Origin of the sequence: Microbulbifer sp. GL-2 (genome assembly GCF_007183175.1) — a bacterium.
Lineage (GTDB): Bacteria > Pseudomonadota > Gammaproteobacteria > Pseudomonadales > Cellvibrionaceae > Microbulbifer.
In genome coordinates this window covers 2,081,348-2,095,401 of record NZ_AP019807.1, presented here as the reverse complement: position 1 = coordinate 2,095,401, position 14,054 = coordinate 2,081,348, and the positions used below count along the sequence as shown (strand labels likewise).

The 14,054-nt window shown below is 52.2% G+C and carries 15 protein-coding genes; 2 read left to right on the top strand and 13 right to left on the bottom strand.

Annotated features, from left to right (window positions below; genetic code table 11):
* Positions 1-9 precede the first annotated feature (9 nt).
* Both GL2_RS09155 and GL2_RS09150 read right to left on the bottom strand, forming a co-directional pair.
* Positions 10-594 (bottom strand): histidine phosphatase family protein, encoded by a 585-nt coding sequence (locus GL2_RS09155; protein ID WP_143730362.1) that lies wholly within the window; start codon positions 592-594, stop codon positions 10-12.
* 177 nt (positions 595-771) lie between these two features.
* Positions 772-1,248, bottom strand: coding sequence for a DNA binding protein (locus GL2_RS09150; RefSeq protein ID WP_143730361.1), 477 nt, complete (start codon positions 1,246-1,248; stop codon positions 772-774).
* 547 nt (positions 1,249-1,795) lie between these two features.
* Between GL2_RS09150 and GL2_RS09145 the strand changes: the two genes are divergently transcribed.
* Positions 1,796-2,242 carry a CBS domain-containing protein gene (locus GL2_RS09145; RefSeq protein ID WP_232053808.1) on the top strand — a complete coding sequence of 149 codons (447 nt, stop codon included), beginning with the start codon at positions 1,796-1,798 and terminating at the stop codon, positions 2,240-2,242.
* 24 nt (positions 2,243-2,266) lie between these two features.
* Here the strand turns inward: GL2_RS09145 and GL2_RS09140 are convergent, their stop codons facing one another.
* Together GL2_RS09140 and GL2_RS09135 are read right to left on the bottom strand one after the other, a co-directional pair.
* Positions 2,267-4,117, bottom strand: coding sequence for an SLC13 family permease (locus tag GL2_RS09140; protein ID WP_143730360.1), 1,851 nt, complete (start codon positions 4,115-4,117; stop codon positions 2,267-2,269).
* A 200-nt stretch (positions 4,118-4,317) separates the two neighbouring features.
* Positions 4,318-4,917: a hypothetical protein gene (locus GL2_RS09135; protein WP_143730359.1), complete on the bottom strand. Its 600-nt coding sequence runs from the start codon at positions 4,915-4,917 to the stop codon at positions 4,318-4,320.
* Positions 4,918-5,742: 825 nt separating this feature from the next.
* Between GL2_RS09135 and mnmH the strand changes: the two genes are divergently transcribed.
* Positions 5,743-6,894, top strand: a complete 1,152-nt coding sequence (mnmH, locus tag GL2_RS09130; RefSeq protein ID WP_197736540.1) for a tRNA 2-selenouridine(34) synthase MnmH — start codon at positions 5,743-5,745, stop codon at positions 6,892-6,894.
* Positions 6,895-6,937: 43 nt separating this feature from the next.
* Here mnmH and GL2_RS09125 read toward each other — a convergent pair whose 3' ends face one another.
* The 9 genes from GL2_RS09125 to GL2_RS09085 form a co-directional block, all read right to left on the bottom strand.
* Entirely contained in the window at positions 6,938-7,867 is a 930-nt protein-coding gene (locus tag GL2_RS09125) for an SDR family oxidoreductase (RefSeq protein WP_143730358.1), read from the bottom strand.
* A gap of 14 nt (positions 7,868-7,881) precedes the next feature.
* The gene (locus GL2_RS09120; protein WP_143730357.1) at positions 7,882-8,265 is read right to left on the bottom strand and encodes a VOC family protein; all 384 of its coding nucleotides are present in this window, start codon (positions 8,263-8,265) and stop codon (positions 7,882-7,884) included.
* 55 nt (positions 8,266-8,320) lie between these two features.
* Positions 8,321-8,689, bottom strand: a complete 369-nt coding sequence (locus GL2_RS09115; protein WP_143730356.1) for a DUF2750 domain-containing protein — start codon at positions 8,687-8,689, stop codon at positions 8,321-8,323.
* A 182-nt stretch (positions 8,690-8,871) separates the two neighbouring features.
* Positions 8,872-10,236, bottom strand: a complete 1,365-nt coding sequence (gene rlmD / locus GL2_RS09110) for a 23S rRNA (uracil(1939)-C(5))-methyltransferase RlmD (protein ID WP_143730355.1) — start codon at positions 10,234-10,236, stop codon at positions 8,872-8,874.
* Between the two features lie 45 nt (positions 10,237-10,281).
* Positions 10,282-10,989, bottom strand: a complete 708-nt coding sequence (locus GL2_RS09105; protein WP_143730354.1) for a M48 family metallopeptidase — start codon at positions 10,987-10,989, stop codon at positions 10,282-10,284.
* A gap of 30 nt (positions 10,990-11,019) precedes the next feature.
* On the bottom strand, positions 11,020-11,451 hold the full coding sequence (locus tag GL2_RS09100; RefSeq protein WP_143730353.1) for a hotdog fold thioesterase: 432 nt from the start codon (positions 11,449-11,451) through the stop codon (positions 11,020-11,022).
* A 73-nt stretch (positions 11,452-11,524) separates the two neighbouring features.
* The gene (locus GL2_RS09095; protein WP_143730352.1) at positions 11,525-12,136 is read right to left on the bottom strand and encodes a DUF2799 domain-containing protein; all 612 of its coding nucleotides are present in this window, start codon (positions 12,134-12,136) and stop codon (positions 11,525-11,527) included.
* Between the two features lie 43 nt (positions 12,137-12,179).
* Entirely contained in the window at positions 12,180-12,830 is a 651-nt protein-coding gene (locus GL2_RS09090; RefSeq protein ID WP_143730351.1) for an MBL fold metallo-hydrolase, read from the bottom strand.
* 43 nt (positions 12,831-12,873) lie between these two features.
* A complete protein-coding gene (locus tag GL2_RS09085) occupies positions 12,874-13,767 on the bottom strand; it encodes a hypothetical protein (RefSeq protein ID WP_143730350.1) in 894 nt (297 codons plus the stop codon).
* Between the last annotated feature and the right edge of the window lie 287 nt (positions 13,768-14,054).

The window sequence follows — 14,054 nt, the reverse complement described above, 5'->3', positions numbered from 1 at the left end:
GGCATAGTGCTACTCTCGCTCCCCTGCCGCCTCACTAGTTGATTTACGCTTGGCTTTGGCACTGCTGTCGGCACCGTAGCGTTGTAATAAAGTGATCACTTCACCGCGATCTCGGATCACAATATAGAGGCGGTCGTACTCATCCAGCTCCCTGATCGGCCGACCCTTATCACCACCGAGTAGCTCCACCAGTTTGGGGGTTGTGTTACTGTGCCCAACCACCAGTATACGCCGACCGGCCTCACCCAACTCTCCGGCAAACGCCTTAAGTTTGCGCGGGTTATAAGTTTGTACCGGTATGCCCAGGTGTTCAGCAAGTGGTTCCGCTGTCTCTTTGGTGCGCGCATAATCAGTGCTGTACACTGCATCGATACCCACCTGGCCAAGCACACGGGCTAACTGCCTGGCACGCTGCTGCCCTGCTTCTGTCAGGTGCGGATTCATTCCACTACTGATCCCACGCTGTTTTTCCGCATGTCGCACCAGGTAAATAACCTGGTTATCAGATTCTGTGGTTTTATTGTCAGCCCAGGCACCCATTCCAAACAGCACCATTACGACACAGACAAAGCGGGCAGTTATACGGGAAAACACGGATAAATACTCCCTATCAAATAATCGACATGACGTTATGCAGAAGATGATAGAGCAAGTAAACCCGAATGAGACAAAACGCAGCTATATACGCTCAGCAAGTAAAGAAAAGTAAATATATGGAAGGGGGTATCCGGTGCCGATATAACCGGCACCGGATTGGCGATCATAAAGAGGTTAGATCTTCCACTCTTTTACAGTGTCCAACCCATACTCATCGATCCACTGACTCAGCGCTTTCGGGTTACGCTTTTTCTTTTCTACAGTGGCGCCAGTATAGGGATTGCGGTAGTGGCCGGTTTCCAGCTTGGGCTCAGCAGACTTATTAGCCGGTGCAGCGCGGCGACCACGACGGGGAGAATCTCCCTCTTTCTTCAGGTAACGGGCTACACGGGATTTCAGGGTCTGGACATAGTCTGGAGCGTCCTCATCACCCAACTGATCAATCAACCATTCAACAACCTGCTGACCACGGGCGACGAAGAACTCTTCCTCTTCCATCTGGTATTCAGCAGCCAGGTTAACCAATGCCTTGTCAAAGGCGATTACGCCATCTTTTTTACGTTCTGCCTGGGCCATTTGCTCTTGCAGTTCTTCGATTCTCGCCTGGTGCTCGGCGATTTGTTGTTCAAGTTGTTCGTATTCCTGAAACATTCAATAAACCTCAACGACGGTTATTAAAAAATACAGAGGTAACACTGTGACGGTAACCGACACAGGGCCGGGTTCCGGGTACTCGAAATATAATAATTTGTGAACAACAGCGATAACCGATTAGGGCGGTTAGGTACTGTTATAGTCGGCATATTACGAATTGGCCGAAACCGAAAGTAGATACCGCTACGCAGGTGGACTCCAGCGCTAGATATATTCGGCAAATACATTATTAAAAACTAACCGAGTACAGAAAATTCAGACATGACATCCGAATCACTGGTTATATTTCTCGGCTGAGGTCGCGAATAATAAGCTTTCGCCGGCAAATAGCAACTGTTTGCACCCTGTCATTTGAATATAATATGAATCTTCGCCTATATCGCTGCTAAAAAGTAACAAAGGCGGGGATATCTCCCTCAAAGAAGGGATATTCAAGTAGGCCTGTATTGGCTATATTGTACCTGCAGTCGCCAATTGCGAATTCATGTGTTGATAACTGCAATAGACTTCATTGCCAAAAACCATTGGATACTAATCGCCAGCTATGTCCAATTCTCACAATATTCATCATATGCCCACTCTCGCGGCTCTGATGACTCCCTTTCCCTACCATATCGATATTGATGCCACCGTCGAAGACGCCCTGGCGGTAATGGAAGAACACAAGGTGCGTCACTTACCGGTAACTCGTGCAGGGGAACTGGAAACGGTGATATCCAAAGGGGATATCGAGCGCGCCAATGCACCCGGTCACCGCCTGGAAGAACAGCAACTCTACGTGCACGACCTCTGTGCACGACGCCCCTTTATCGCCGATATTCACGACCCACTCGATAAAATCCTGCTGGCTATGGCCGATACCGGTATCGGCTCAGTGCTGGTAATGCGTGAGGGGGAGTTGGTCGGTATTGTTACAGTGACTGACATACTGCGTTTTTGCAGCCGTTATATGGCGGAGCTGGCCCAACCGGTGGATGATTCTATCGCCTGACTTCACAACATTGAGTTATTGCACTTAGAGGGGCCAGACCCACAACAATACAGGGATGCTGACCAACACCACCAGTATCTCCAGGGGCAGCCCCATACGCCAGTAATCGCCAAAGTCGAAGCCTCCCGGCCCCAGTATCAATGTATTATTCTGGTGACCAACCGGGGTCAGGAACGCGCAGGACGCACCGATCGCCACCGCCATCAGGAAACTGTCCGGATTTACTGCCAGCTGCTCTGCAGTACTAAAGGCTATCGAGCACATCACCGCCGCAGTGGCCACATTATTCATAAAATCTGACAGAGTCATGGTGACAATCAAAATCAATGCCAGGGCCACTACTGCACTGCCCTGAGCCAGGTTATCCAGTAATACCTGCGCTACCAAATCCGCAGCACCGGTAGCCTCCATGACATCCGCTACTGCTATCAAAGTACCCAATAGCACAATCACCGAGCCATCCAGAGCCTCATAAATATTGCGCAGCGGCACGACTTTCAGCGCCATAAATGCCAGCACGCAGGCGGCAAAAGAGATGGCCGCAGGAATCAGACCAAAGGCGGCTCCTCCCACTGCCACCGCCATGGCAATCAGCGCAATGGCTGATTTTTCCTTGTTCGGCATACTGATATCCCTCTGTGCCAGGGGGACACAACCCTGCTCCCGTGCAAAACTATTCAGGTTGTCATCTGCCCCCATCATTAACAGGGCATCACCCGCCAGTAACGGTGTAGAGCGCAACCTGCGCACTGAGCGTCGTCCACGCCGGGAGAGGGCCAGTAAATGGATCTGGTAGCGAGCCGACAAGTGTAAAAACTGGATTGATCGACCCACCAGGAAGGAATCAGGCATCACTACCAGCTCGCGCAGCTGCATTTCTTCGCGATGAGGAGAGTTTTTTTCCTTTTCTCCCCCTTTATCTTTGCTCTCGACTGCAGCGGGAGCACTCTGCTCTACTGGCTGAACTTTGTCTTTCTGCGCATCCTCCGACTCACCCACCATTTTGAGTCCAAGGCTGGTCAAGCTGGCGGCAAGGGATTCCGGCTCAGCCTCAATCACTAAGATGTCGCCGCTGTGCGCCCGGTGCCAGGGAGTTGCAGGGGACACACGGGCGTCGTTGTGCACAATACCCACTACTTGGGCATCCTCAGCGGCGAGCAGCTTGCCAATCTCACGCAGACTTTTACCCGCAGCAGCACTTTTCTCCCCAACCACAGCTTCAGTCAGATAGGTACCAGTATCAAAACTGGATGCGCCAGCCTGTCCGCGCCCGGGCACCAGTCGCCAGCCAATCAGGCCAATAAACAGCAATCCCACTAACGTCACCACCAGCCCTACTGGAGTAAAGTCGAACATTCCGTAGCTTCCGGCGCCGGCACTGGCGCGAAAACCGGATACCACCAGATTTGGTGGCGTACCAATTAAAGTTGTCATACCACCAAGGATGGTGGCAAAAGAGAGCGGCATCAAAACCTTGCCAGGTGCCAGATTTTGCTTTTCCGCCATATCTGCGGCCACCGGCATCAGAAGCGCCAAGGCGCCAACATTGTTCATAAAGCCCGACAAGAGTGCTCCCAAACCGGTAAGCAACAGCATCGCCAGGGTAATGTTACCGCTGCGTGGCACCACACGCTGTGCCAGAGCATCCATCGCTCCAGTATTTTGCAGCCCGCGGCTCAAGATCAAGACACAGGCGACAGTGACCACTGCAGGGTGACCAAATCCGCTAAAGGCGCTTTCTGGTGGAATTAACCCGGTGAATACACAAGCGAGCAGAGACGCCAGGGCTACCATATCGTGCCGCCAGGGGCCCCATATAAACAGTGCGATAGTCACCATCAGGATGATCAGGATCAGCAACTGGTCGAGGGTCATGGATAGGTGTGTCCTGGATACGGCATCCGCAAGAATTCTTCGAGACGACTTATTCAGGGTACACAAGGAAAACAATAGGACGAGTGATTCAATGCCAGAACACCGACAGTGGGAGCATTATCACTGTGAGCAAGGGTATTCTTGGACTGAAAGAGAGGAGCAGTAGCACTTCCCAGTGCTACTAAATTGAAAATTGGCTCTTAATTTCCCAGGGAGAAAGTTACAGCACGATCTTCGAGAGGATAAAATTTTGTACCCACCTTGATACAGACCCGAGTGGTACTGCAGGAAAACCAGCCCCGGTATCCGGTCACCTGAAGACTCCTGTAACTGCTGCCCATCTGCTGCAGCAAGCGTTGGGCCCAGGGCCTCAGTTCACTGCCATCGTAACCAGAACCACAAGCACAGACGTGCAGGTCAACAAAGTTTGCTGGCAGCCCCTCTTTTACCAGAGTGCTCGCCAACTGGGTGGGGGTGTAGGTTTTCCACTCACCGCCCTGCCATTGCGCCATGCCCTTCACATACACTTTCTTCTGCTTGTTTTTGCCACTGTTGCGCTGGGCACCGATCATTTTGCCATCGGGAGCACCGGTGCCATGGGTTACAATATAGAGAGTGTCCGAAGGAGTAAGTTTGCTAAGACATTTGTCCACCCAGCGATACATTGCTTTACCAACGCCAGACGTCACCTTGTTGGCAAGAATCTGGTTCACCGGAATATTCCAAGCACCAGCCAGGTCCTTTGCAAACTCCTGCATCTCATCGCTATTTATTGGAATATAAATATATTTTTTTGCCATTTTTTTACATCTTCCCTGGAGTCCCCTGCATTTCCTCAAATCACGCATTATTTATTGCTCAAGCTGAGCCAAAAAATATTACTGCTAATTGTGAAATACATTCGTCCCCGGTTATATTCAACGCAGATCTCTAACAGGGTTTAGAAAAAATTATAGTAGACTTCCCCCCGCTTCCAACAATCACTAATGAAACACAAAAGAAATGGATAATCAATCCTGGGTTAATAGAGAGGAATCTCCATTCCACTTTGTGCAAGAACACTACTCACAGCCAAACCTAAAATTCATAGGACCAAATAAATTCCAGAAAAATCTGCATACAAAGGGAAAAGAGAAGCTCCCAAGGAAATTAATCAACCAATTTTCTCAAAGCACACTTACTTATTTGCGTGTCTCACCAGCATGTATTTTCCCTTTGATGACAAGACTTACTTCAAGACTCTTCGTACTATTGGAGTTCCACTTTGATTGTTTTAATAGAAAAACTGATTGAAGCTCAGACACCATGCAAGCCAAAGAATATAATTACTGATAAGGGCTTTAAATAAAACTTCCCAATGTAACAGGTATTAGTACCATCCACTGACATGCATATGGCGAACACTGTTAATGAAGCTAACCTGGCGAACAGTTGACAGGGACGCATAAAAAAGGTTGCGCATTTCTACGCTCCTTCCTTCATATTACCTCCGATCTCCACTCTTTCTCTCCCTCCTGCTGATCCTACCCAACAAAGCGTATTAGTCTTTACCGCATGTGCGTCTCCCCCTGAATATCAGCGGTACAAATACCTGAAAGAAAGCACTCCTGCCAAGATTCTGGCCCATGGGTTCACCATCAAGTATCTTATCGGTATCCCCCATATCCATTGAGAGGCTTCCATTGCGGCAGAGCACAGCAAACTATCGAGAACTTTTCCTCAACGACATTCCGTTGCTGGATGTGCGCGCACAAATGGAGTTCCAACGCGGAGCCTTCCCCACTGCAGAAAATCATCCACTACTGGATAACCGACAACGCGAACTGGTCGGAACCGAGTACAAGAAAATAGGGCAGCAGGCTGCCATATCCTTGGGATGGGAGCTGGCCACACAGGAGGTAATACAGGCAAGGCTTGTTGCTTGGCAGGCCTTTATAAACAAACACCCTGAAGGCTACCTCTACTGCTTTCGCGGCGGCCTGCGCTCACGCACCACACAGCAGTTACTGCGCGACGCAGGTATTGATTACCCGCTAGTTGAGGGTGGTTACAAAGCGATGCGCAATTACCTGATTAATGAACTGGAAAACCTGAGTAAGCAGATACCATTCGTTGTCATTGCCGGACATACCGGCAGCGGCAAGACCGAGTTGATTCAGGCAGCCAGTCGCTCCCTGGACCTAGAGGCAATCGCCCGGCATCGCGGCTCCAGTTTTGGCCGTACAGGGCGCGAGCAGCCAGCACAAATTGATTTCGAAAACCAAGCTAGCATCAATTTACTCAAACTGGCGCAAACTTCCGGCCGGGTTTTTATCGAAGATGAAAGCCGCTTGATTGGGCGTTGCGCCCTGCCACCGTCCCTGCAAAATGCGATGAAAGCAGCTCCGCGTATTTTGGTGGAAGAACCAATAGAGAATCGCGCCCGCCGTATCGTACGCGATTATGTTAGCGATGCCCTGCCACGCTTTGGCACGACTGAATTCCGTGCCGTCGCACTGGGGGAGGATCTGCGTGACAGCCTGGGGAAAATACGCAAGCGCCTCGGTGGGCAGCGTTACCAACAGCTGGATACACAATTATCCGAAGCCAATCAGGAACTGAAGCGCAGCGGTTGCAGCGAAGCCTATATCCCGCTGGTGATGGCTCTATTAAGAGAATATTATGACGGTAGTTACGCCTATCTGATGAAAAAGCGTGAAAACGAAATCCTGTTTAGCGGTACCCACGCCGAAGTGAAATCCTGGCTGGAAGAGCCAGAAGCCTACCTCCACAAATAATTTCTGACAGGCCGATTAGCAATTATCAGTAAAAGAGCCACAATCAGGCTTTTTGTGCTAACCGGTTTAACTTAAAGCGACGCAACATGAGCCAGTCCCGCAGTCCGCGGGGCAGCCAGCGTGCCAGCCAGGGCAATAGGCTACTTCGATTACCAATTCGTACCAATGTACGCGGCCGCTTGCGCAGCAGCTCTCGTACCAGTTTGCGCGCCAAAGTGCTGGCCAGAGTGGCATTTTGCTGCGACTCCTGAGCGCGTGCACGCACTGTCTCCTCCTGGCGCTTATACAGTGAATCCGGTGGTAGGAGGCCGCGTAGCGATATTTCCGCATGACGGCCAAATTCCGAGGCAATAGCCCCCGGCTGTACTGTCATCACTCGAATGCCAAAGGGTTTTAGTTCGAGGCGCAGTACTTCAGAAAGTGAGTGTAGGGCCGCCTTGGAGGCACAGTAGGCACCGGAGAAGGGTGTTGCCAATACACCGGAGACCGAGCCGATATTACAGACCACACTGCCCCGCCCCCTGCGCATCAGTGGTACGCAGGCACGTACCACTGCGAGCGGCGCGAATACATTGGTTCGGAACTGGTTTTCCAGGGTCCGTGTATCCAGCTCCAATAATGGCCCCATCTGCCCGTAACCGGCGTTATTGATCAATATGTCCAGGCGTCCGTAGGCAGCTTTGAGGGCGTGCACCACGCGATTGATATCCGTCTGACAATTGACATCCAGGGCCTCCGTGGCGATCCCCAGATCGGCTAGCTCTTGCAGGCTTTCCGGGCGCCTTGCCGTGGCAATGACAATTGTGCCGCGGCGGTGTAACGTCAGGGCCAGTTCGCGCCCGATACCGCTGGAACACCCGGTAATCAGGACAACCCTGTCCGGCGCCACATAGCCGCGCCCTATCTGGGCTAGGCTCTCTGCCGCAAAGCTCTGATTTGAAGTACGAAAACTGGATACTGGCGGTCTGTTCACGGGGACTGCTCCGTTTACTGTTCTGAAACCTCCGGCTTAACTTGCGGGTGTTCGATCAACCCAAAAATGTTGCCGTAGGGGTCGAGAAAGCTCGCCATCAGTACGCCCTCACCAACATCCACCACATCGCTGTGTTGTCGCGCACCCATGGCTCCGAGACGTTCTACCTGTGCGGCCATATCCGCAACCGCCCAATAGGCGATCACACCATCCGCACGACTGATTGCACTGCGCGCATCCGGGTTCAGGCCCAGCTCACACTGGCCGATTCGAAACCCCACATAGCATTCACTATCAAAATAGGGGTCCTGTTCCAGTACTTGCGTATACCAGGCTTTGGCTTCCGCAATATCCGTTACACCATAAATAACCGTGTGCAAGCCGAGAATCTGCCCCATTTGAGACACCCTCTTGTATGATTTTTATCCGCCGGGTGGTGCACTCTGGCGTGGCTTATTGCAGCTCCTGCTCCAGCTGCTCCAGTAGATCGAGCGGCTCCAGCTCCACCCCTTCCAGTTCAGTGTTCCAGTTCAGTCCTACTAGCAGCACGTCTTCATGCATACCAGTGAGCCAATCATCCATAAATTCTTCCAGGTCGATGGCTACTGCTTCGTATTCGGCCCAATCGCCTTCACAGTGCATCTCAGCGAATTCACGCTGCGACCAGAACGGCATCACTTCGCTTTGCGCACGCTTCTCCGATTCGCATAATGCAAAGCCATCCTCCCCCTGCAACGCCCACACACAGCCTTGTCCAGCCGCCTCAGGCAAAAAACGCGCACAGTTTTCTTCAAAATCATTAGTCAGGGGTGCACTTTGCATAACATCTTCGCTTCAAGGATTTGCCAGCAGTGTACGTTAGTTTTCCTTTGGTACCAATGCGGTAACCAGGCGTATTTTTCTCTATTTACCTCCCCCCCAATAACCGGGCCACCCGCACCATAATTGCCCTGAAACATCCCGGCTTTTTTGCATCGATTATTTTTGACTAGCCAATTAACTGTTCAGGATTCCCGTTCAAAAACCGCCATGGACTCGACATGATCGGTATGGGGGAACATATCCATCACCCCAGCCTGACTCAGGCGATAGCCGAACTGTGCCAGCTCCCCGGCATCCCGTGCGAGGGTGGCCGGATTACAGGAGATATAGACAATTTTCTTTGCTTCAAAGCGCGCGATACCTCGCACCACCTGCAGTGCACCACTACGCGGAGGGTCCAACAGGATTTTATCGAAACCGCCCTTGGCCCAGGCTTGATTTGCTATTTCTTCATTCAGATCTGCTGCGTGAAATTGCACATTATCCAAATTATTAAGTGCAGCATTCTCCACTCCCCGGCGGGTGAGCACGCCCTGGCCTTCAACCCCGACCACTTCACCCGCACGTCGCGCCAGCGGGAGGGTGAAATTCCCCAAGCCACAGAAAAGATCCAGTACCCGCTCATAGGATTGCGGGTCCAGCAGCTGCAGTGCATGACTCACCATTTGGCGATTAATTTCGAAATTAACCTGGACAAAATCTGCTGGCTGAAAGCGCAGGGTCAGATCAAATTCAGGCAGTTGATAGCTGAGAAAAGCCTCCCCTTCCCGGGGCCACAAGCGTTGAGCGGAGTCGGCATCAGCAGCCTGTATATACATGTGTATACCTGCACTTTTAGCAAAGGCCACCCAGCGCTCTCTATCACTATCCGCCAATGGTCGTAAATGACGCAGTACCAGTGCCACCACATCATCCCCCACCGCCACATCCAGCTGTGAAAAGTGCATTCGGCCATCGCAGTCAGCCACCAGTTTTTTCAATTGTGGTATCCGCCCGGCAATTGCCGGGTGCAACACATGGCACTCATTGATATCAGTCAAATCATTGCTGCGTTTTTTACGAAATCCAAAAATCAACTCCCTGCCCTTGCGGGATTTCAACTGGCGAATTCCGATACGTGCTCTGCGTCGATAACCATAGGATTCGGCGACCAGTGGCGGCAATATATCCCCCGGCGTAATACTTCCAAAACGGAAGAGTTGATCCAATAATATTTTTTGCTTTTCGGCAATTTGTTCACGCGTTTGTAGATGCTGTATTGAGCAGCCACCACAGAGATCTACATGGGGACAGCGTGGTACGCAGCGCTGTGGTGAAGCCTGCAAAATATCAACAGCAGTGCCCTCATCAAAGCGGGCACGACGAGTGTTGTAGCGAAAATGCACTTTTTCCCCCGGCAGGGCGTTATCAATAAATACTGTTTTACCGGCAACACGGGCGATACCGCGCATATCGTGGCTGAATTTCTCTACGCTGACTTCGACCTCGGCTGGCAGTGTTTTTTTTGCCGGTTTACGCGAAGTAATAAAACGCGGTTTTTTACTCATGCTACTCATCTGAATTTTGAAACATCTGAACTGCACTGGTATTTTTTACACAGTGAGACGGTGGCCGTTATCGCGCAACCATCTGCGCAATTCTTTAAAGCGGGGGCAAACTCCCTGTACCAACTGCCAGAATTCCCGACTGTGGTTATGGTGCCGCAGATGGCATACCTCATGTGCAACGAGGTAGTCCACTATCGGTTCGGGAGCCAGGCAAACAAGCCAGTTGTACTGAAGCTCTCCACGGATACTGCAGTGTCCCCACTTACTTTTGGTGCGACGTACACGCACCGAAGAGAATATCACCCCCAGTTGATCTGCCACCTGTTGAGATTTTTCTTTCAACAGGGCCAGTGCCTCACGCTGGTAAAGGCGCTGTAAAGCGCCCTGCAGTTGAGCCTGGTCAGGTGCCTGTGAGCGGGTATAGAGACGAATGGAGTCCGGGGCCATTCCGGCATCACGAGTGTTTCTCGCGCGCTCTAGCGGCAGTTGTCTCCCCAGCCAGGTAAAATGTTCGCCAAAAGCATAGGTGTAATGCGGCACCTGGGATGCGCGTTGATTGGCCGCAAGTAACTGAGCACGCACCCAATGGATATTTTCCTGCAGGAACAGGTGACCATGGCGTGCGGCGCAGCGCTGCGGTATCCGCACTTCCACTCCGGCCTGTGCCAGTACCAGGCCCAAGCGCTTGCGGCGCGCAGAGCGCACCACTCGATAGGGAATATCCTCAAAAATAAACTCGCGCACTTCACTCACCGGGACAACTCCACCGGGGCATTGCACAATTTACTGACCACTGTGGGCCACCACCGCCATGGTGATACGGGAAATGCAGCTCAGCTTTCCGTTGGGCGCATAAATCAGAATTTCCCAGACTTGGCTGGTACGCCCGATATGTACAGGCTTGGCCCTGCCGACGACCTCGCCATCCGGCACAGGGCGCAGGTGATTTGCATTAATTTCCTGGCCAACACAATAGTATTTGCTGGTATCTACCAGCAGGTTGGCACCGATGGAGCCCAGGGTCTCAGCCAATACTACATTGGCACCGCCATGTAAAATTCCGAAAGGCTGACGGGTGCGGTGATCTACCGGTAACTTGCCCTCCAGATAGTCCTCACCGATCTCAGTAATCTGTAAACCGAGATAGCCAGGCATACATTGGGCCGTACCCTGGTTAATATCCTGCAAGGTGGGTGTGCTGTGCCAGATTGCCATGAAATAAACTCTCTTGAAAAATAGCGGTGGAGTGCGAACGAAGTTTTACCTCGATCGCACCTCATCATTTGATTCACCAGTAAAAAAAGCCGGAAGAGAAAAACCCGCGGGGATATAAGCCGGGAGTGTAGTAATGGGGGCCGAAAAGCCCATAGCGGTGCAATTCCATATCCAGCAAACGCAGTTCCCATTCCAGGCGACTGTGCTGGAAATGCAGAGAGCGTCGCTGGCCATCATTGTCGGTATGCCTGAGAGCATAGTGCAGGGAATACAGCTCCCTCTCTAAATTGTCGCGGCGCCATAACAAGTTGCGATAATGTTGCTCAACACGGTACTCGGCCAGGCCGCGTTGGTAATTTTGCACAAAGATATCGGCGGTGGGGCCTGTACACACGCCCTCATATTTCTGCCCCCGGCGCCCCTGTTGATAGCCGTTGTCTGGTGTGCAGAACTGCTCTACACCCTCCTCGTGACCACGTAACCAGGCTTCATTATCCACGTAAATTTCGTAGCTCTGGCATTCCTGAGCCAGGTCGTTTACCAGCGACTGGGAGCGCCCGCGAGCACCATCCTGCACACCGCGCTCATACCAGAGTCCAGCGCGACATTCGTCCTCGGAAATTACCGCACAACCACTCAGCACAAAGGCAAAAATCAGCAGAGGCACACTTAACTTTGCAAACATTGGCTGTTCTCCCGTATTGGTTATTATTCTCCCGCTTTAAATCTCACCCAAAGCGCTTGTCCGCTACAAACGGGTTAGTTTGGCGTTCCTTGCCGAAAGTGGACATGGGGCCGTGGCCGGGCACAAAGCGTACTTCATCGCCGAGAGGCCAGAGGCGCTCCTTGATCGAGCGGATCAGGGTATCGTGATCCCCCTGAGGAAAATCAGTGCGCCCAATGGAACCTGCAAACAGAACATCACCCACCAGTGCCAGATGGCTCGGGCGGTGAAAAAACACTACGTGGCCAGGTGTATGACCAGGACAGTGGTGCACCTCCAGCTCCTCTTCACCGACAGTGACAGTATCCCCTTGTTCCAGCCAGCGGTCCGGGGTAAACACCTCCACTGCGGGAAAACCAAACATCTGTGCCTGTACCGGCAACTGCTCTATCCAAAAATTATCGCCTTTATGCGGACCTTCAACAGGTAATTGCAGCTGTTTGGACAGGGTCGCAGTGCCCCCCACATGGTCCAGATGGCCGTGGGTTAGCAATATTTTTTCCAGCTTAAGGCCACGCTCTTCTACAGCAGTGAGAATCTTGTCGAGGTCGCCACCCGGATCCACTACTGCGGCGCGTTTGCTGTCATCACACCAGAGCAAAGTGCAATTTTGCTGAAAGGGAGTAACCGGGACCGAGTGAAATTGCAGCGACATAGATGAGACCCATCCTTTATGGACCAATTGCAGTAGCCCGGGATTATACCGCGAGTGTCCGCTGAGATCGCTGTACAGGCGCAGAGCCTCCTTGGTGCCCGTTTTTCAGTAGTGCATGTAAGTCTTCGAGCAATTGTTCCAGCACCATCCCGTTACTCCAGTAATCCTCTGGTGGAAGCACTTGTGGGCCAGACACATTAACTTGGTGATCATCCAGTGGACGCGTCTCATAATCCTTGAACACCGCATGATTGTAAGTTGGGCTCAGGGGTTTCAGGGGCCAGCCAAACAGGTCATCCGGATGGTAGAAGTTTTTCCAACGGAATCGATAGCCGCGGGAGTCAGCGGTCACTGCCTGGATCTGCTCGCGCGCTCTGCCAGCGCACCAGAGTGGATTGTTGGCGCCGAGGGTATACCAGTAACTCAGAGTCTTCAGTCGCAGAAAGCGCTCACGCGCGGAGCCCTTACGGACTCCACCGGGGCCTCCATCACGCCAGATTCCATGACTGACACTCGACCTCTGGGCATCCCAGAGGTAATTGGAAAGATTGATACACCCAAGTGAGTGGCTCAATAACACCACCGGGGTACGCTCACCGGCCTCCACCGCAGCCTTTTGCAGCACACGGTAAATCGCACCCTGAACTCTCTCATAGGCACCATCACGCTGCTGGAGATCTCCCAGTTGCGCCGCGCCCAGGGCTATACCACTAAGCAGGAATTTGCGCGCGCGCAGGTAATCCATCTCGCCCTTGCACATGCTCTGGAATACACGATCCACATTCCCCGTCAGAGACTCCAATGCGGGCAGAGTGTCGCAATATAGGCGCGACCAGTCATCACCCAAGGCTACTTTTAAGGCCGAGAACAACGGTTCCGCAAACTCCCTATTTGCCGTTCCTGCTCCGGCGGCGGCCAGGACTACAATATCTACCATAATTGCCTCTTCTTATTATTGTTGTTGAATTGGCACCAGGTCCTCGCAAGCAGCAGTGATCCGAACTGGATCCGCCGCGTAAAAACTTCTCGCGTACCACGGCAATCTGAATAGAAACTGTCAGGAAGACTGCTCAATTTGCCGGATTGACTTTGCGCCAAAGGGCGATCAAAGGGTCGGATGGACCTATTTGCTCGCCGGGGTAAGGGGGCACAGGGACGTGCCCCTGCCGGCAGCCACCCTATGGATCGATGTGACCGATTTGTCTCCTCGGTAATATACTGTCC

What these genes read in the sequence shown, in the direction of transcription:
- GL2_RS09150 (WP_143730361.1), bottom strand. Translation starts at nt 1,248, where the DNA reads ATGTTTCAGGAATACGAACAACTTGAACAACAAATCGCCGAGCACCAG.
- GL2_RS09145 (WP_232053808.1), top strand. Translation starts at nt 1,796, where the DNA reads ATGTCCAATTCTCACAATATTCATCATATGCCCACTCTCGCGGCTCTG.
- GL2_RS09140 (WP_143730360.1), bottom strand. Translation starts at nt 4,117, where the DNA reads ATGACCCTCGACCAGTTGCTGATCCTGATCATCCTGATGGTGACTATC.
- GL2_RS09135 (WP_143730359.1), bottom strand. Translation starts at nt 4,917, where the DNA reads ATGGCAAAAAAATATATTTATATTCCAATAAATAGCGATGAGATGCAG.
- mnmH (WP_197736540.1), top strand. Translation starts at nt 5,743, where the DNA reads ATGGGTTCACCATCAAGTATCTTATCGGTATCCCCCATATCCATTGAG.
- GL2_RS09120 (WP_143730357.1), bottom strand. Translation starts at nt 8,265, where the DNA reads ATGGGGCAGATTCTCGGCTTGCACACGGTTATTTATGGTGTAACGGAT.
- GL2_RS09115 (WP_143730356.1), bottom strand. Translation starts at nt 8,689, where the DNA reads ATGCAAAGTGCACCCCTGACTAATGATTTTGAAGAAAACTGTGCGCGT.
- rlmD (WP_143730355.1), bottom strand. Translation starts at nt 10,236, where the DNA reads ATGAGTAAAAAACCGCGTTTTATTACTTCGCGTAAACCGGCAAAAAAA.
- GL2_RS09100 (WP_143730353.1), bottom strand. Translation starts at nt 11,451, where the DNA reads ATGGCAATCTGGCACAGCACACCCACCTTGCAGGATATTAACCAGGGT.
- GL2_RS09095 (WP_143730352.1), bottom strand. Translation starts at nt 12,136, where the DNA reads ATGTTTGCAAAGTTAAGTGTGCCTCTGCTGATTTTTGCCTTTGTGCTG.
- GL2_RS09090 (WP_143730351.1), bottom strand. Translation starts at nt 12,830, where the DNA reads ATGTCGCTGCAATTTCACTCGGTCCCGGTTACTCCCTTTCAGCAAAAT.
- GL2_RS09085 (WP_143730350.1), bottom strand. Translation starts at nt 13,767, where the DNA reads ATGGTAGATATTGTAGTCCTGGCCGCCGCCGGAGCAGGAACGGCAAAT.